Source organism: Enterobacter pseudoroggenkampii (assembly GCF_026420145.1).
In the GTDB taxonomy this organism is placed as follows: domain Bacteria; phylum Pseudomonadota; class Gammaproteobacteria; order Enterobacterales; family Enterobacteriaceae; genus Enterobacter; species Enterobacter pseudoroggenkampii.
Genome location: NZ_JAPMLV010000010.1, coordinates 43,605 through 61,735, shown reverse-complemented (window position 1 = coordinate 61,735; position 18,131 = coordinate 43,605). Strand labels below are relative to the sequence as shown.

At 54.4% G+C, this 18,131-nt stretch carries 18 protein-coding genes; 13 read left to right on the top strand and 5 right to left on the bottom strand.

All coding sequences use genetic code 11. From position 1 onward, the window contains the following. Position 1 precedes the first annotated feature (1 nt). Positions 2-3,052: a formate dehydrogenase-N subunit alpha gene (gene fdnG / locus OTG14_RS23065; protein WP_090420837.1), complete on the bottom strand. Its 3,051-nt coding sequence runs from the start codon at positions 3,050-3,052 to the stop codon at positions 2-4. 372 nt (positions 3,053-3,424) lie between these two features. Here fdnG and fdhD point away from each other — a divergent pair, with 372 nt between their 5' ends. Then, positions 3,425-4,261 (top strand): formate dehydrogenase accessory sulfurtransferase FdhD, encoded by an 837-nt coding sequence (fdhD, locus tag OTG14_RS23060; protein WP_267215798.1) that lies wholly within the window; start codon positions 3,425-3,427, stop codon positions 4,259-4,261. Between the two features lie 114 nt (positions 4,262-4,375). Next, positions 4,376-4,588 (top strand): YdgH/BhsA/McbA family protein, encoded by a 213-nt coding sequence (locus tag OTG14_RS23055; RefSeq protein WP_023309747.1) that lies wholly within the window; start codon positions 4,376-4,378, stop codon positions 4,586-4,588. A 39-nt stretch (positions 4,589-4,627) separates the two neighbouring features. On the opposite strand, the gene OTG14_RS23050 is transcribed toward OTG14_RS23055, so the two are convergent. Then, positions 4,628-4,951: an AzlD domain-containing protein gene (locus OTG14_RS23050; RefSeq protein ID WP_024909205.1), complete on the bottom strand. Its 324-nt coding sequence runs from the start codon at positions 4,949-4,951 to the stop codon at positions 4,628-4,630. Beyond that, on the bottom strand, positions 4,951-5,610 hold the full coding sequence (locus tag OTG14_RS23045) for an AzlC family ABC transporter permease (protein ID WP_023333870.1): 660 nt from the start codon (positions 5,608-5,610) through the stop codon (positions 4,951-4,953). Before OTG14_RS23045 ends, OTG14_RS23050 begins: the two co-directional genes overlap by 1 nt. A 102-nt stretch (positions 5,611-5,712) precedes the next feature. Here OTG14_RS23045 and OTG14_RS23040 point away from each other — a divergent pair, with 102 nt between their 5' ends. The 6 genes from OTG14_RS23040 to OTG14_RS23015 all read left to right on the top strand — a co-directional run bounded on the left by OTG14_RS23040 (position 5,713) and on the right by OTG14_RS23015 (position 11,069). Next, positions 5,713-6,261 (top strand): helix-turn-helix domain-containing protein, encoded by a 549-nt coding sequence (locus tag OTG14_RS23040; protein WP_023309744.1) that lies wholly within the window; start codon positions 5,713-5,715, stop codon positions 6,259-6,261. 203 nt (positions 6,262-6,464) lie between these two features. Beyond that, the gene (gene sodA / locus OTG14_RS23035) at positions 6,465-7,085 is read left to right on the top strand and encodes a superoxide dismutase [Mn] (RefSeq protein WP_003861999.1); all 621 of its coding nucleotides are present in this window, start codon (positions 6,465-6,467) and stop codon (positions 7,083-7,085) included. Between the two features lie 72 nt (positions 7,086-7,157). After that, positions 7,158-7,832 (top strand): 6-hydroxyaminopurine reductase, encoded by a 675-nt coding sequence (gene yiiM / locus OTG14_RS23030; RefSeq protein ID WP_024909204.1) that lies wholly within the window; start codon positions 7,158-7,160, stop codon positions 7,830-7,832. A gap of 188 nt (positions 7,833-8,020) precedes the next feature. Further along, the gene (locus tag OTG14_RS23025; protein ID WP_048989393.1) at positions 8,021-8,725 is read left to right on the top strand and encodes a UTRA domain-containing protein; all 705 of its coding nucleotides are present in this window, start codon (positions 8,021-8,023) and stop codon (positions 8,723-8,725) included. A gap of 8 nt (positions 8,726-8,733) precedes the next feature. After that, positions 8,734-9,687, top strand: coding sequence for a sugar phosphate isomerase/epimerase family protein (locus tag OTG14_RS23020; RefSeq protein WP_048989395.1), 954 nt, complete (start codon positions 8,734-8,736; stop codon positions 9,685-9,687). A 131-nt stretch (positions 9,688-9,818) separates the two neighbouring features. Beyond that, positions 9,819-11,069: an MFS transporter gene (locus tag OTG14_RS23015; RefSeq protein ID WP_152680688.1), complete on the top strand. Its 1,251-nt coding sequence runs from the start codon at positions 9,819-9,821 to the stop codon at positions 11,067-11,069. 36 nt (positions 11,070-11,105) lie between these two features. On the opposite strand, the gene cpxA is transcribed toward OTG14_RS23015, so the two are convergent. Both cpxA and cpxR read right to left on the bottom strand, forming a co-directional pair. Continuing rightward, complete coding sequence (gene cpxA, locus OTG14_RS23010; RefSeq protein WP_023309731.1) at positions 11,106-12,479, bottom strand: envelope stress sensor histidine kinase CpxA; 1,374 nt, start codon at positions 12,477-12,479, stop codon at positions 11,106-11,108. Beyond that, positions 12,476-13,174 (bottom strand): envelope stress response regulator transcription factor CpxR, encoded by a 699-nt coding sequence (cpxR, locus tag OTG14_RS23005; protein ID WP_006179159.1) that lies wholly within the window; start codon positions 13,172-13,174, stop codon positions 12,476-12,478. Before cpxR ends, cpxA begins: the two co-directional genes overlap by 4 nt. Before the next feature lie 150 nt (positions 13,175-13,324). Between cpxR and cpxP the strand changes: the two genes are divergently transcribed. The 5 genes from cpxP (at position 13,325) to OTG14_RS22980 (ending at position 18,067) form a co-directional block, all read left to right on the top strand. Then, positions 13,325-13,831, top strand: coding sequence for a cell-envelope stress modulator CpxP (gene cpxP, locus OTG14_RS23000; protein WP_024909200.1), 507 nt, complete (start codon positions 13,325-13,327; stop codon positions 13,829-13,831). A 153-nt stretch (positions 13,832-13,984) separates the two neighbouring features. Next, positions 13,985-14,878, top strand: a complete 894-nt coding sequence (gene fieF / locus OTG14_RS22995) for a CDF family cation-efflux transporter FieF (RefSeq protein WP_024909199.1) — start codon at positions 13,985-13,987, stop codon at positions 14,876-14,878. 174 nt (positions 14,879-15,052) lie between these two features. Beyond that, entirely contained in the window at positions 15,053-16,015 is a 963-nt protein-coding gene (gene pfkA, locus OTG14_RS22990; RefSeq protein ID WP_023309696.1) for a 6-phosphofructokinase, read from the top strand. Positions 16,016-16,225: 210 nt separating this feature from the next. Continuing rightward, positions 16,226-17,215, top strand: a complete 990-nt coding sequence (locus tag OTG14_RS22985; RefSeq protein ID WP_024909198.1) for a sulfate ABC transporter substrate-binding protein — start codon at positions 16,226-16,228, stop codon at positions 17,213-17,215. 108 nt (positions 17,216-17,323) lie between these two features. Then, positions 17,324-18,067, top strand: a complete 744-nt coding sequence (locus tag OTG14_RS22980; protein WP_267215797.1) for a CDP-diacylglycerol diphosphatase — start codon at positions 17,324-17,326, stop codon at positions 18,065-18,067. Positions 18,068-18,131 lie beyond the last annotated feature (64 nt).

Below are 18,131 nucleotides of genomic sequence, written 5' to 3'. Positions count from 1 at the left end.
GTTACACCTTTTCCACGTTCACGAGGAAGGCCTTAAACTCCGGCGTCTGCGTATTCGCATCGCCGACGAACGGCGTCAGGGTGTTCGCAATGAACCCTTTCTTCGCCACGCCCTCATAGCCCCAGTGAATCGGAATACCGATGGTATCCACCTGCTGACCGTGAACGTTCAGCGTGCGAATACGCTTGGTCACCACCGCCTTGGCTTTAATGTAGCCGCGGTTAGAGGAGACCTTCACGGTATCGCCATGGGCAATCCCGAGCTTGTTCGCCAGCTTCTCGCCGATCTCCACAAACTGTTCCGGCTGCGCGATGGCGTTAAGCAGCGCGTGCTTGGTCCAGTAGTGGAAGTGCTCGGTCAGACGGTAGGTGGTGCCCACGTACGGGAACTTGTCTTTTTTACCCAGCGCTTCGAAATCGCCCTTAAAGATACGGGCTGCCGGGTTAGAGACCACGTTCGGGTGCAGCGGGTTGGTGCCCAGCGGCGTCTCAAACGGCTCGTAGTGTTCCGGGAACGGACCTTCCGCCATCTTATCGATAGCAAACAGACGTCCCATCCCTTCAGGCTGCATGATAAACGGCCCAACGTCGCTGCCCGGTGCGGCAGTGCTGTAGTCCGGAATATCCACGCCGCCCCATTTCGCGCCGTCCCACTTCAGAAGCTGACGCTTCGGATCCCACGGGTTGCCCTGTGGGTCAGCGGATGCGCGGTTATAGAGGATGCGGCGGTTAAGCGGCCATGCCCATGCCCAGCCCAGCGTATTGCCGAGGCCCGACGGATCGGCGTTATCGCGGTTGGCCATCTGGTTGCCCTTCGGCGTCCAGCTACCGGCAAAGATCCAGCAGCCGCTGGAGGTCGTGCCGTCATCGCGCAGGTGCGCGAAGGTGCTGAGCTGATCGCCTTTCTTCGCTAGTACGGTGCCGGTGGCCGGGTCGATAACGTCCGCCAGCGCCTTACCGTTGCTCTCCATCGCCACTTCTTCTGGCGCAGGGTTTTCCGGCGTCGAGTAGTTCCAGGTCATGTTCAGGACCGGTTCCGGGTTCGCGCCGCCTTCTTCCGCATACATCTTACGCAGGCGCAAGAAGATACCGGCCAGGATCTCGCCGTCGTTCATGGCGATGCCCGGGGCGTCCGCGCCTTTCCAGTGCCACTGCAGCCAGCGTCCGGAGTTAACGATAGACCCGTTCTCTTCCGCGAAGCAGGTTGACGGCAGACGGAACACTTCGGTCTGAATCTTCGACGGATCGACGTCGTTCGATTCACCGTGATTCTGCCAGAAGGTCGAGGTCTCGGTATTGAGCGGGTCAATCGTCACCAGGAACTTCAGCTTCGACAGAGACTCAACAACCTTGTTCTTGTTCGGGAACGAGGCCACCGGGTTAAAGCCCTGGCACAGATAGCCGTTCACTTTGCCCTGGTGCATCATCTCGAAATACTGCAGAACGTCGTAGCCTTTGTCCCACTTCGGCAGCCAGTCAAAGCCCCAGCTGTTTTCCGCCGTCGCTTTATCGCCGAAGAATGCTTTCATCATGGAGACGAAGAACTTCGGATAGTTGCCCCAGTAGTTTACCTGGCCTTCGAGCAGCGGTTTCGGCGTACTGGCCGTCAGGTAGGTTTGCAGGTCGGTCTGTTTTTCGCTTGGCAGGTTCATGTAACCCGGCAGGCTTTGAGACAGCAGGCCGAGGTCGGTCAGACCCTGAATGTTGGAGTGACCGCGCAGGGCGTTCACGCCGCCGCCTGCCATCCCCATGTTGCCGAGCAGCAGCTGAACCATCGCCATGGTGCGGATGTTCTGCGCGCCGATGGAGTGTTGCGTCCAGCCGAGGGCGTACAGGAACGACGCGGTTTTATCTTTCGCGCTGGTTTCGGCGATCAGCTCGCACACCTTCAGGAAGTCCGCCTTCGGCGTACCACAGATGTTTTCGACAACTTCCGGCGTGTAGCGGGAGACGTGCTCTTTCAGCAGGTTCCACACGCAGCGCGGGTGTTGCAGGGTGGTGTCGCGCTTCGCAAAGCCTTTCTCATCCAGCTCGTAGTTCCAGCTGGTTTTATCGTATTTGCGTTTTTCGGCGTCGTAACCGCTGAACAGGCCATCTTCGAAGTGGTAATCCTCACGCACGATCAGGCTGGCGTTGGTATAGGCTTCGGTGTATTCGCGGTTGTATTTTTCGTTGGTCATCAGGTACAGCAATACGCCTGACAGGAAAGTGATGTCAGTACCTGAACGAATAGGGGTGTAGAAATCCGCCACTGACGCAGTACGCGTAAAGCGGGGATCGATCACAATCAGTTTCGCACCGTTGTGGATTTTGGCTTCCATCGCCCAGCGGAACCCGACAGGGTGCGCTTCAGCGGCGTTACCGCCCATCACCACAATGAGGTTGGCGTTCTTGATGTCGACCCAGTGGTTGGTCATCGCACCGCGACCAAATGTTGGAGCAAGACTTGCTACCGTTGGTCCGTGTCAGACACGCGCCTGGTTGTCGACCGCGAGCATACCGAGTGCGCGCGTAAATTTCTGGGTTAAATAACCGGTTTCGTTGCTGGAAGCAGAGGCACACAGCATCCCGGTGGAGAGCCAGCGGTTGACCGTAACGCCGTCGGCGTTCTTCTCAACAAAGTTGGCATCGCGGTCTTCTTTAATGTGTTTTGCGATGCGATCAAACGCCTCTTCCCAGCTGATTTGCTGCCATTTGTCGGAGCCAGGCGCGCGATATTCAGGGAATTTGAGGCGGCTTTCGGAGTGGATAAAGTCCACCAGACCGGCCCCTTTCGGGCACAATGCGCCGCGGTTGACCGGATGATCCGGGTCGCCTTCGATATGGAAAATAGACGCTTTGGCGTTTTTAGCACCGTCGCCGAGGCTATACATTAACAGCCCGCAACCGACAGAGCAGTACGTACAGGTATTACGGGTTTCACGGGTGCGCAGCAGTTTATACTGCCGCGTTTCCGCCAGCGCTACGCCGGGCGCAAAGCCCAGTGCCGCTGCCGTGGTGCCTGCCATACCGCCAGCGCAGATCTTAAAGAACTGCCTTCTGCTGACCTGCATGGGTCACTCCTTGTTTCGACATTGCTTACATATGTAGTTTTGACTTCGCGGTTGAAGAATGACCGCAAAGGAGAAAAATTTGCGTTAATCCCTCAATTCCACGAGGGATATCATCAGAATACCACATTGTCGGTACCGCTGTTCTAATGGCGTTAATACAAAGTGAACGTATTATCACCATGTTGATTATAAAGTGTGATATTGATCACATTAACAGCTCTGCATGTTAAAGCGGTGTAGCCGGTGGCAGGTTGCACCCCTGCTAAATGAGTAGGAGAATGGTTGTCGAAAAGTTGATCCATACTATGCGTAACGCCTGTGGATTATGCTGCAATAGCAGGCTCACCTCCGTGGTTGTTCAGGAATACCGCTGTGTCTAAACAAAACCGTGCTCCCCACTCGTCACCACTGCCTGCGGGCATTGTGGAACTGTCGGTACACAGACCGCCCCACATCACCCATGCCACGCCGGATTTTCTGGCGGAAGAAGTGCCCGTTGCGCTCGTTTACAACGGTATCTCGCATGTCGTGATGATGGCTTCGCCAAAAGATCTTGAGCTGTTCGCCATCGGTTTTTCCCTCTCGGAAGGCATCATCGAGCATCCGCAAGACATCTACGGCATGGACGTGGTGCAGGCCTGCAACGGTCTCGAAGTGCAAATCGAACTCTCCAGCCGCCGCTTTATGGGGCTGAAAGAGCGCCGCCGCGCGCTGGCCGGGCGTACCGGCTGCGGCGTCTGTGGCGTTGAGCAACTCAATGATATTGGTAAACCCGTTGCGCCATTGTCGTTTACTCAGACCTTTAATCTGGCTCACCTCGACCATGCGCTTGAGCACCTGAACGATGTACAGCCCATCGGCCAGCTGAGCGGCTGTACGCACGCGGCGGCATGGGTGTTGCCGTCGGGAGAGATTGCCGGTGGGCATGAGGACGTTGGCCGCCATGTGGCGCTGGATAAGCTGCTGGGGCGCCGGGCGCGTGAAAGTGACGTCTGGAAGCAGGGGGCGGCTCTCGTTTCCAGCCGGGCCAGCTACGAGATGGTGCAAAAATCCGCGATGTGCGGTGTGGAAATTCTGTTTGCGGTCTCAGCCGCAACGACGCTGGCGGTGAAGGTGGCGGAGCGCTGTAACCTGACGCTGGTGGGCTTCTGCAAGCCGGGAAGGGCAACCATTTATACCCATCCACAGCGATTAATTCTTAATCAATAATTTTGAATGATAATAGCAAATCCTTCCGCTTTTAGTTGTTCATGATGAGGTCTAGTATTTATCTCATCAAGGCACGGTGCCTTACCTAAACAACTTAATGAAAGGGTTTATATTATGAAAAGCATCAAAACTTTTGTCGCTGTAATCGCTCTGGCTACTTCTTTCGGTTCTTTCGCTGCTCAGACCGTGACCGCAACCGCGTCAACCATTGACGGCGCAGAAGCGAAAATCGCGGCTCAGGCTCAGGAAGCCGGCGCGTCATCTTACAAAATTACCCAGGCGTTCTCAGGTAACCGCGTACACATGACCGCTGAACTGACGAAATAAGCTGTCACACCGTCGAAAGAGCGCCCCCGGGGCGCTTTTTTAGTTTATGCCCGCCACGCGCAGCAGCGCGGTTACCACTGCCGCCGCCACGATCACCACAATTAACGGCATTTTCCGCCAGGCCAAAAACACCGCAAACGCCACGCCCAGCACGCGCGCCATGCCTGCGAAATGTTCGCCTTCATAAAACGTGGTCGCCAGCGCCACGGAAAAAAGCAGCACTGTTGCCGCGTCTGAAAGCAGCGCCTGAGAGCGTTCTGACAGTGCCAGCCTGCTGCCCAGTTTCGCCCCGCCAAGACGCATCAGGTACGTTCCCGCAGACAAAATGGCGATGCCGAGAATAAAAAACGTCATATTTCCCATTATTTTTTCCTCGCAGCAAGACCCAGTAAAGAGAGCAGCACCGGTAATCCTACCGGGGCAAACGGCACGGCAGCCAGTGATAGCGCGGCACCGCTGCAGGCGCGGATTAGCGTGGTACGGTTTTTAAATGCGGGAACCACCAGCGCCAGTAATATGGCCGGGAATACCGCGTCCAGGCCGATGGTTTCCGGGTCAGGTAACAGTTTGCCAACCATTGCGCCCAGCAGCGCGCCGAGCGGCCAGACGATGGCGACGCCTAAGCCGCACAGCCAGTAGGCGGCCTTACGCTGCTCGGCGGTTTTTTGCGACAGGCCAAACACCACGCTTTCGTCGTTCATAATGTGGCAACCCAACAGGCTCAGGCCGCGCTTGCCTACCAGTTCACGCACCGTCACGCCAAACGGCACGTGCCGCGCGTTGACCAGCAACCCCGCGGCTGCGGCCGCCAGCGGGTTACCGCCGCTTGCCACAATGCCGATAAACATAAACTCTGACGCGCCCGCGAGTACGGTGATGGAGAGTACAAACGGTACCCAGACCGGGAAACCGTAGGCCATCGCCAGGGAGCCGTAGGACATCCCGACCACGCCCACCGCGAGGCAGACCAGGATAATTGCTTTTATGGTGTCGCCTTTCAGGCAAGAGAGATGATGCTTCATACATTTTTAGCCATATCGAACGTGTATCCATTATAATGAACGCAACGAAACTGATTTTCAAGACGAACGATTCGTTCGTTTTATAGAACAAGAGGCCGTTATATGACGCAGCCGATCAGCCTGATCGCCAAAAGTCTGGTGCGAGAACGCCTGCGAACCGGGCTTTCACTGGCGGAAATTGCCCGCCGTGCCGGGATCGCAAAATCCACCCTTTCCCAGCTGGAGTCCGGCAACGGTAACCCTAGCCTGGAAACGCTGTGGTCGCTTTGCGTGGCGCTGGATATTCCTTTCGCCCGCCTGCTTGAGCCGCAGTTGCCGACCACACAGGTGATCCGCCGCGGCGAAGGGACGAAAGTGGTCGCCGGACAGGCTAATTACGAGGCTATTTTACTGGCCGCATGCCCCCCCGGCGCGCGCCGCGATGTTTATCTTCTGATGACCCAGCCGGGTGCTGACCGTATTTCCCAGCCGCATCCGCCAGGCTCGGTTGAGCATATCATTGTCACGCAGGGACGGGCGCTGGTTGGCCTGCTTGACGCGGCGGAAGAGCTCGGCGCAGGGGATTACATTTGTTATCCCGCCGACCAGCCGCACATCTTTAAAGCCCTGGAGCCAGACACTTACGCGCTGCTGGTGGCGGAACAAAACTAACCCGACAATGCTGTCGTCTTCGCGGCAGCATCTTCCGTTAACCTCCTGAGTGAATTACCCATTTTAGCTTTTGTCAGAATGTGAATAACCTTATAAAAACTACGGCATTGATAATCATTTTCAATATCATTTAATTAACTATAATGAACCAACTGCTTACGCGGCATTAACAGCTGTGCCGCCCGACAATAATGGAGAGGATTATGAGTTATACACTGCCATCCCTGCCGTATGCCTACGACGCACTGGAACCGCATTTCGACAAGCAGACGATGGAAATCCATCACACTAAACACCATCAGACCTATGTGAACAACGCGAACGCCGCGCTGGAAAGCCTGCCAGAGTTCGCTAACCTGCCTGTTGAAGAGCTGATCACCAAGCTGGACCAGCTGCCAGCGGACAAGAAAACCGTTCTGCGTAACAACGCTGGCGGCCACGCTAACCACAGCCTGTTCTGGAAAGGCCTGAAAACCGGTACCACCCTGCAGGGCGACCTGAAAGCGGCTATCGAGCGCGACTTCGGTTCCGTGGACAACTTCAAAGCGGAGTTCGAAAAAGCCGCTGCTACTCGTTTCGGCTCTGGCTGGGCGTGGCTGGTTCTGAAAGGTGACAAACTGGCGGTGGTTTCTACTGCTAACCAGGACTCCCCGCTGATGGGTGAAGCGATCTCTGGCGCATCCGGCTTCCCAATCCTGGGTCTGGACGTGTGGGAACACGCTTACTACCTGAAATTCCAGAACCGTCGCCCGGACTACATCAAAGCCTTCTGGGACGTGGTGAACTGGGACGAAGCTGCAGCACGTTTCGCCGCTAAAAAATAAGGTTGCGTTGACGCCTGTGAGAAGCGAGTCTTATGACTCGCTTTTTTTTGTATCTGCGTAATGGAGGCAGCAATGCATTACCCGGTGAACGTGTTTACAGGCAAGGTAAGGGAGTACGACGGCAGTCGCCCGAGCGCCATCGCTAAAATTCAGGTCGACGGTGAGCTGACGCTTACCGACCTCGGGCTGGCGGGTGACGAGCAGGCCGAAAAGAAAATCCACGGCGGGCCCGAGCGTGCGCTGTGCCACTACCCGCGCGAGCACTATCAGCACTGGAAAGCCGAATTCCCCGAACAGGCGGATCTGTTTGTCGCGCCCGCGTTCGGTGAGAACCTCTCGACCGAAGGGCTGACCGAGCAAAACGTCTTTATCGGTGATATTTACCGCTGGGGCGATGCCCTGATTCAGGTGACGCAGCCGCGCTCGCCGTGCTTCAAGCTCAACTACCATTTCGGCATTCATGACATGTCGGCTCAGATGCAAAACGCGGGTAAAACCGGCTGGCTGTACCGTGTGGTGCTGGCTGGGCAGGTTTCAGCGGACGCACCGCTTGAGCTGGCATCACGCCTGAGCGATGTGTCTGTTTATGACGCCTGCGCCATTGCCTGGCATATGCCGTTTGATGACGAACAGTATCACCGCCTGCTGTCGGCGGCGGGGCTATCGACCAGCTGGACGCGCACCATGCAAAAACGGCGGCTCAGTAACAAAATTGAAGACAATGCCCGTCGGTTATGGGGTAAATAGGTTTCTCTTTCGTTCGTCTCCCCCGTGCTAACGGGGGATGCTCCCTTCTTTTACACCGTACTTAACCTTTCCTTGCTTCATTCCTGATACATGGCCCACAAAAAAAGTGTTGGCCATGTAAAAACACTTGAGAATTCTTCCAGCTCAAATATCTTATGATCAAATTGGTTTAAACCAGATGGTGTGGGATGAAAGAAAAAAACTACGTGGATGTGCTCAGGGAGCGTTTTGAACGCTGGCTGAGTGAACAAAACTTACCGGCTGGCTCGAAGCTACCGTCTGAGCGCGAGTTGTGCGAACTGCTGGATGCCAAACGCATGACCTTACGGCAGGTGCTGATTGAGCTGGAGGTGGGTGCACGGATATTTAGAAAGAACCGCAGCGGCTGGTTTATTTCTGCTAAGCGCTTTATCTATAACCCAAAATCCCTCTCCAGTTTTAATGCGGAAGCCCGTGCCCAGGGGCGAAATCCCTCCTGGGGCTATTTATCCCGTGAGAGCATGGAGAGCGTGCCGCATCAGGTTGAGAGGGTGTTTCCCGCGTCTGAGAATTGCTATCGGGTAACAGGATGGTGTGGGCTCGATGAACATAAGGTTTTTTACCACGAGTCATATATTGATGCAGAAACCGCGCCGGGATATATCCATAAACTGGAGAACCAGTCGTTTGCCAGCGTCTGGGAAGATGAATTCGGTCATACCTTAACCATTAAAGAGATGATCTTCAAACCGGTCAATATGCCGGAGCTGGCCTGCAAAGAACTGGGTGTGGCACCGAATACTTACGGAATTTTGGTGGAAAAACACCGAGCGACACGGGATAAAAAAGTGGTGCAGGTCGATTTTGAATACTGGCGCCTTGAATCAGTGGAACTCGTTATTCATGATGAATGAGAAGAAAAATGAAAAATATTGATAAAGTGCGGCTGGCGGAACGTGCGAGAAATATACCTCTCTATCTGCACGCCTACGCGTTTCATTTAAATATGCGCTATGAACGCGTATTGCCGGGTGATTTGTTAGATATAGCGCATCAGCAGAAATTAAAGGGGGTAAAAATTCATGTCGAAGACGGTGAAACGCAATCCCTGCAAAAATTAAATGACCAACAGTTACGCACGTTTAAAGAAAAAGCGCAAAGCTACCATCTGGATATTCATATTGAAACCAGCGCTTCGGATAAAGCGACGCTGGATGATGCGATCCGTATCGCCCTGGCGACGGGAGCGACCTCGGTGCGCTTCTACCCGCGTTATGAAGGGTATCTGAAAGACGTGCTCGATAAAATTGCCAGCGATATTGCGTATTTATCTCGTTATGACGATTGCGGCCTGAGTTTTACTATTGAACAACATGAAGATTTACAGGGCCATGAACTGGTGACGCTGGTGAAAAACAGCGGGATGAAAAACCTCTCCATTCTGTTCGACTTTGGCAATATGATTAATGCCAACGAAGAGCCGCTGGCGGCATTAGAGGTTATGGCCCCCTTGATTACCCAGGTGCATATTAAAGATGCGCGGATTATTAACGAGGGGAAAGGTTGGGGACATGAAGCCTGTCGTACCGGATACGGTGATCTACCTGTGGAGGAGATGCTAAAAAGATTACTACTTTTAGGCGATGAGCAACCCCAGGTCACCTCTTTTGGCTTAGAAGAAGAGGTGGAATATTATGCTCCTGCGTTCCGTTTCGACGATGAAGGGAATAACCCCTGGATACCGTGGCGAAATGCGAGCTATACCCCATTGCCCGACAGCACGATGGTAGATGCCCGTCTTGCGGAGGAAAAACATCACGCCCTTTCTCAAATTCAGTATATACGTAACGTGTGTCAAAAATTTATAACAACCTGACTAGTATTTAGATCGTTAAAAAAGAACGTCAACATGAAGGCCATTTCATTTTGAGCTGGCTGAGGATTATTGCATTCATTTTCTGATTGAGAACGTTTTCTCAACCTACGCTAAGGGTGTTAATTATGTTCATGAATAAATGGGCACGACTCTGCTTTTTGATTTTAGGCGGCGGGACGATATTCAAACTTTCCAGTATGAAAGATGTCTTTTATGTACCTATGCAAAATGACTGGGGATTAACCAATACCCAAATTGGTTTAAGCTTTACGGTATATACTATTGTCCAGACAACGGGCCTGTTCCTCTCTCTGTATATTGCCGACCGTTACTCTAAAAAAATACTGCTGCCGTTTGGTTTAATCGGCGTGGGATTGTGCGGCCTCTACTTATCCACGCTGCCGTCATTTACCGGGTATCTGCTCTGTTTTGCGGCGATGGCCTTTTTCGCTGACGTAGTTTACTGGCCAGTATTGCTGAAAGCGGTGCGTCTGCTGGGAACGCAGGAGGAACAGGGGCGTATGTTTGGCTTTCTTGAGGCTGGCCGCGGCGTGGTGGACGTGGTTGTTGCCTCCGGGGCACTGTTCGTCTTTGTGCACTTCGGGGAAGGCAAAGCGGGCATGCAGGCGGGGCTGTTATACTACACGCTGATTACCCTGGTCGCAGGGGTGATCACCTACTTCATTGTCGATGACGACAAGGTCAAAGGCAGCGAAAAGGGGAGTGCCAACATGGAGGTGCTCAAGGGGATCAAACATATCCTCTCCTGCGCCAACGTCTGGCTGGCCGCGTTTGGCATTTTCTTCGTGTACGCTGCCTACTGCGGGCTGACATACTTTATCCCTTTCCTCAAAGATATCTATATGCTTCCGGTTGCGCTGGTGGGAGCCTACGGCATTATCAACCAGTATGCCCTGAAAATGGTGGGGGGACCGGTGGGCGGTTTCCTGGCGGATAAAGTGGCAAAATCGCCTACTGTCTACCTGAAGTGGACCTTCCTGATTGCCGCCGCGGCGATGATTGTCTTTATGCAGCTACCCCACCAATCGATGAACGTCTATATCGGGATGGCGGCAACCTTAGGTTTTGGGGCGATTATTTTCTCGCAGCGCGCCATTTTCTTCGCGCCGATGGATGAGATAGGCACTCCGCGTGAGTATGCCGGCTCGGCAATGGCGTTTGGCTGCATCATCGGTTACATGCCCGCCATGTTTGCTTACACGCTTTATGGCTGGCTGCTGGATACCCACACCGGTATCGCAGGCTACAACTATGTTTTTAGCGTGATGATCGCGTTCAGCCTGATGGGATTCGTCTGCTCAACGCTGCTGGTGAAACGGATCAAAAAGCAGAACCGCGCGGCAGTCACCGCGGAGGTGTAAGGTAAGCTGTCCCCGGCAAACGCCGGGGACAGGGCGTCATGAACGTTTGTACAGCGGCAGCCAGAGGGTCAATCGCAATCCACCCAGCGGACTGTCATCGGCTTTCACCCAGCCACGGTGCTGCTGCATGGCGGTTTCCACAATCGCCAGGCCCAGCCCCGTACCCCCCGATTCCCGGTCGCGCGCCTCATCGGTACGATAGAACGGACGGAAAATCTGCTCGCGGTCTTCCGGGCTGACGCCAGGACCGTCGTCGTCGACAATGACGGTGATCCCGTCTTTATCCACCGAGAACGCCACCTCAATCTTCGTGTGCGAGTAGCGCAGGGCGTTACGCACGATATTCTCCAGCGCGCTTTCCAGCGTGTTGGGGTTACCGTACAGCGGCCATGGACCCGGTGGGAAGTTGACGGTGAAGGATTTACCCATCTGTTCCGCTTCGAACGCCGCGTTGTCCAGCACCTCGTGCCACAGGTGATTGGCTTTCACCGTTTCGCTGACCAGCGCGTTTTTCTGCTGATTACGCGACATGACCAGCAGGTCGTTGATCATGCTGTCCAGGCGGTGAGCTTCTGTTTCAATACGCTCCAGCTCTTTGCTTTCACCGCTGCGGCGGCGCAGCAGCGCGGTGCCAAGCTGCAGGCGCGTAAGCGGGGTACGCAGTTCGTGCGAGATATCCGACAGCAGACGTTGTTGTGCGGTCATCATGCGATCGAGAGCGCTCACCATCTGGTTAAAACTGGTCCCGGCGGCAAGGAATTCCTGCGGTCCGGCTTCCAGTTCAGGGTGTTGTCGCAGGTTACCCTGCGCCACTTCATCGGCGGCATTTTTCAGCTTACGCGCTGGTTTTGCCAGGCTCCACGCCAGCCATAACAGCAGCGGCGAGCTGACCAGCATGGTGACAATCAGCAGCAGGAGAGGGCGGTCAAACAGCAGGTTGATAAAATCAGACTGGGAGTTGCTCGCCGGACGGATCAGGTAGAGCTGATAATTATCCTCTCCGTCTCTGACGGAGAAAGGCCCTACCATTTCTACGCGGCCATATTTCTTCTTCTGGGGATGATCGGCGTTATCCGCCTGGCCAATGAAGTTGCGGATAATCTGCATTTCATTGCGATCGGCCCCAATGACGCGGCCTTCGCTGGTCACCAGCAGCAGGCGTTGTCCGGGCGGCGCCCACTTGTCGATAGCGCGAAATAATCTGCGCCACCACATTAAATCGTTCGGCGGGTCGTTTGCCAGCTCGGCTTCCACGTGTTGCTCGATCATCACGCCCTGACGTTGCTCGCTGTCGAGAAGCTCCGTCATCTGGCGTGAGTCGAGTTTTGGCAACATCAGTACGAGCATTAAAACCAGTGCCAGCGTCAGCCAGAAGATAGCGAAGATGCGGGCGGTTAAGCTTCCTATCATGAAGCGGAAACCATCAGATAACCGCGACCACGCAGGGTTTTAAACCATGGGTGACCGTCTTTACGCTCCGGCAGCTTACGGCGCAGGTTAGAGATGTGCATGTCGATGGCGCGGTCAAACGGGGTCAGACGCTTGCCCAGCACTTCCTGACTTAAATGTTCACGCGAAACCACCTGGCCGAGGTGCTGCGCCAGCAGATACAGCAGGGTGAACTCCGTGCCGGTCAGTTCCAGCGTCTGGCCATCAAAGCTCGCTTCCTGACGGCCCGGGTTCAGGCTCAGGGAGTCGACTTCAAGGGTAGGTGAGCTGTTGTCGGTATTCTGCTGCTGCTCGCTCCAGTGGGAACGACGCAGGATCGCGCGAATACGGGCGACCAGTTCGCGGTCGTTAAACGGCTTCGGTAAATAGTCATCCGCGCCCAGCTCAAGGCCGAGTACGCGATCGAGTTCGCTGCCGCGTGCGGTCAGCATGATAACGGGAGTCTGGTGTGTCTGGCGAAGCTCTTTCAACGTATCAATGCCGTTTTTCTTCGGCATCATCACGTCGAGCAAAAGTAAATCGATGCTGTCGTCAAGGAGACTCAGCGCCTGCTCGCCATCATGGGCAACCAGGACGTTGAAACCTTCCATGTCGAGCAACTCCTTTAAAAGGGATGTGAGCTCTCGGTCATCATCAACTAACAGGATTTTATTCATTGTTTAAATACCTCCGAGGCAGAAATTACGACATCAAGGCTGTCTAATCCATGACTTTACGTTGTTTTACACCCCCTGACGCATGTTTGCAGCCTGAATCGTAGACTGTCTCTCGTTGAATCGCGACACGAAAGATTTTGGGAGCAAGTGATGCGCAAAGTTACCGCTGCCGTCATGGCCTCAACGCTGGCGTTCAGTGCGTTTAGCCAGGCTGCTGAAGCTATCATCAGCGATAACAGTCCCTTACAAGAGGGTGCAACGCAGAACAGCAGCCAAAGCCATATGTTTGACGGCATAAGTTTAACCGAACATCAGCGTCAACAGATGCGAGATCTGATGCAGAGGGCGAGACACGACCAGCCCCCTGTTAATGTTAGCGAAATGGAGACAATGCATCGCCTTGTCACCGCAGAAAATTTTGACGAAAGCGCTGTACGCGCTCAGGCCGAAAAAATGGCACAGGAACAGGTTGCCCGCCAGGTCGAAATGGCGAAGGTCCGCAACCAGATGTTCCACCTGCTAACGCCCGAGCAGCAAGCGGTTTTGAACACCAGACATCAGCAGCGAATGGACCAGCTGCGTGAGGTTGCACGGATGCAGCGAAGCTCAGAAACGACGTTTTTCAGTAGCAATAGCAGTACCCGTAGTAACCAGTAAACCCTGTTTTCCTTGCCATAGACACCATCCCTGTCTTCCCCCACATGATGTGGGGGTTTTTTTTGCCCCGCATTCTGATTTGTTAACCGTTTATTCATCCTTCGACTCCACATGCTTCCGTTATACTAGCGGCATGACATGACAGGAGCGTTTATGAATCAATCCTATGGAAGACTGGTAAACCGGGCCGCCATGGCCGCGACGGTAATGGCGTCGTGCTTGCTGGTCATCAAAGTTTTCGCGTGGTGGTATACCGGTTCGGTCAGTATTCTGGCGGCGCTGGTGGACTCGCTGGTGGATATTGCCGCCTCGCTGACCAACCTGCTGGTGGTGCGTTACTCGCTGCAGCCAGCGGATGAAGAGCACACCTTTGGGCACGGTAAAGCGGAGTCGCTGGCCGCGCTGGCGCAAAGCATGTTTATATCCGGTTCTGCGCTGTTCTTGTTTCTCACCGGCATTCAGCATCTCGTCTCGCCAACACCGATGAACGATCCCGGCGTCGGCGTCGTTGTGACGATTGTCGCGCTTATATGCACACTTGTTCTGGTAACGTTCCAGCGCTGGGTTGTGCGCAAAACGCAAAGTCAGGCTGTACGGGCAGATATGCTTCATTATCAATCTGATGTTATGATGAATGGGGCTATTCTTATTGCGCTCGGTCTGGCCTGGTATGGCTGGCATCGGGCCGATGCGTTGTTTGCGTTAGGGATTGGTATCTATATTTTATATAGCGCCCTGCGGATGGGGTATGAAGCGGTGCAATCACTGCTTGACCGCGCCCTCCCGGACTCAGAACGAAATGAAATTTTTTCTATCGTGACCTCCTGGCCCGGCGTCAGCGGTGCACACGATCTTCGAACGCGGCAGTCAGGGCCGACCCGCTTTATTCAGATTCACATTGAAATGGAAGACAACCTGCCACTGGTTCAGGCTCACGTGATAGCTGAGCAGGTCGAGCAGGCGATTTTGCAGCGTTTTCCTGGTTCAGACGTCATCATTCACCAGGATCCCTGCTCGGTTGTACCCGGTCATGTTGGGCTTTCGTAATTCGTTGTAAAAAAGTGAGCCAGGCCAGCATTTTGTGTATAAATTACCGCCATTTGGTCTGACCTGAATCAATTCAGCTGGAAGGGATTGATATACTATTTGCAGTATTCGTTGGTCGATAAGTTTCTTCCGGCAACAGATTTCAATTTTGCATTCCTAAGTTCAGAGGTAGTCATGATTAAGAAAATCGGTGTGTTGACAAGCGGCGGTGATGCGCCGGGCATGAACGCGGCAATTCGTGGTGTTGTCCGTGCAGCGCTGACGGAAGGCCTGGAAGTTTTTGGCGTTTATGACGGTTATCTGGGCCTGTATGAAGATCGTATGGTTCAGCTCGACCGTTACAGCGTGTCTGACATGATCAACCGTGGCGGTACTTTCCTCGGTTCTGCGCGCTTCCCGGAATTCCGTGATGAACACGTTCGTGAAGTGGCTATCGAAAACATGAAGAAACGCGGCCTGGACGCCCTGGTGGTTATCGGTGGTGACGGCTCCTACATGGGTGCAAAACGTCTGACCGAAATGGGTTTCCCGTGCATCGGTCTGCCGGGCACCATCGACAACGACATCAAAGGTACTGACTACACTATCGGCTTCTTTACCGCGCTGGGTACCGTTGTTGAAGCGATTGACCGTCTGCGTGATACCTCGTCTTCTCACCAGCGTATCTCTATCGTTGAAGTGATGGGCCGTTACTGCGGCGACCTGACCCTGGCGGCAGCCATTGCGGGCGGTTGCGAATTTATCGTCGTGCCAGAAGTCGAATTTAGCCGTGAAGATCTAGTGGCTGAAATCAAAGCGGGCATCGCGAAGGGTAAAAAACACGCAATCGTGGCTATCACCGAGCACATCTGTGACGTTGACGAGCTGGCGAAGTACATCGAAGCCGAAACCAAACGCGAAACCCGCGCGACCGTACTGGGTCACATCCAGCGTGGTGGTTCTCCAGGCCCTTACGACCGTATTCTGGCGTCCCGTATGGGCGCGTACGCTATCGATCTGCTGCTGCAGGGTCACGGCGGCCGCTGCGTCGGTATTCAGAACGAAAAACTGGTTCACCATGACATCATCGACGCGATTGAAAACATGAAGCGTCCGTTCAAAGGTGACTGGCTGGACTGCGCGAAAAAACTGTACTGATCGGCGTTTTTTGCCCGGTGGCGCTGCGCTTACCGGGCCTACAAAAGCACGGTTCGTAGGCCGGGTAAGGCGAAGCCGCCACCCGGCTTTTTTATGTGTGCACGCTTTTTTATTCCACTACGTTATAGCCAATCTTTTTTTATTCTTTAATCCGCGAATCGCTTTCTGGCACGCTGCATTCATCAAAACACTACACAAGAGAGCTGGGCGATGAATAAATGGGGCGTGGGTTTAACATTATTGCTGGCATCGACCAGCGTTCTGGCTAAGGACATCCAGTTACTGAACGTGTCATACGACCCGACGCGTGAGCTGTACGAGCAATACAACAAAGCGTTTGCAGCACACTGGAAACAGGAAACCGGCGACAACGTCGTGGTTCGCCAGTCTCACGGTGGTTCTGGCAAGCAGGCGACCTCCGTCATCAACGGGATTGAAGCCGACGTGGTGACCCTGGCGCTGGCCTACGATGTTGACGCGATCGCCGAGCGTGGCCGTATCGACAAAAACTGGATCAAACGCCTGCCGGATAACTCCGCGCCATACACCTCGACCATCGTTTTCCTGGTACGTAAAGGCAACCCGAAACAGATCCATGACTGGAATGACCTGATTAAGCCGGGCGTGTCAGTCATCACGCCTAACCCGAAAAGCTCTGGCGGCGCTCGCTGGAACTACCTGGGCGCATGGGGCTACGCGCTGCACCATAACAATGGCGACCAGGCCAAAGCGCAGGAATTCGTGAAAGCGCTGTATAAAAACGTTGAGGTGCTGGACTCCGGCGCACGTGGCGCCACCAACACCTTCGTCGAGCGTGGGATTGGCGACGTGCTGATCGCATGGGAAAACGAAGCCCTGCTGGCCACTAACGAACTGGGTAAAGACAAATTCGAGATCGTGACCCCAAGCGAATCAATTCTGGCTGAACCGACCGTCTCCGTGGTCGATAAAGTGGTTGAGAAGAAAGATACCAAAGCGGTGGCGGAAGCCTACCTGAAGTATCTGTACTCGCCAGAAGGCCAGGAAATTGCGGCGAAAAACTTCTATCGTCCACGCGATCCGGCCGTTGCGAAGAAATACGAAAGCGTATTCCCTAAACTGAAACTCTTCACCATTGATGACGAGTTCGGTGGCTGGACCAAAGCGCAGAAAGAGCACTTCTCTAACGGCGGCACCTTCGACCAGATCAGCCAGCGCTAACCCCTTAGCCCATGACACGGTGACCCGGCGTGAGAAATCCGCCGGGTTTTTTATTTGGTCATCATTTTGCGTTACTCTTTTGCCTCTATTGAAAACAGGGAACGCGTTGTGAAAAAAATTATCTTATTGATCCTCATTGTCATCGCCCTTGCCGCTGGCGGCGTGTACTGGATGAAAGCGGGTAATCCGAATGCGTTGCGACATATCGTTCTCGACCAGTGTGTGCCGAATCAGATCCAGAATCGTAACCCGGCGCCGTGTGCGCAGGTGAAAACGGATGCAGGCTATGTGGTATTTAAAGATCGCAACGGGCCGCTGCAGTACCTGCTGATGCCGACATATCGCATCAACGGTACCGAGAGCCCGCTGTTGACCGAAGCGCACACGCCGAACTTTTTCTGGCTGGCGTGGCAGTCGCGCAGCTTTATGACCCTGAAGCGCGGATCCGAGGTGCCTGACAGCGCCATTTCGCTGACGATTAACTCGCCGACAGGGCGCACGCAGAACCATTTCCATATTCATATCTCCTGCCTGCGTCCGGACGTGCGCGAGAAGCTCAACGCGGCACAGGGAGAAATCAGCACCCAGTGGCTGCCTCTTCCCGGAGGGCTGGAAGGACATGAGTATCTTGCTCGCCGGGTGACGGAAAATGAACTGGTGCAGCGCAGCCCGTTCATAATGCTGGCGGAAGAGCTGCCGGAAGCGCGCGATCATATGGGGCGCTTTGCCCTGGCGATGGCGCAGCAGTCGGATGGCTCGTTTGTGTTGCTGGCGACCGAGCGCAATCTGTTGATGCTCAACCGCGCGTCGGCAGAGGAATTGCAGGATCATCAATGCGCTATCCTGAAGTAACCCCACCATAAATCGCGTTTACTCGGGCTGCCTGTCACCGTAGACTTGCTGAAAAATTCTACAG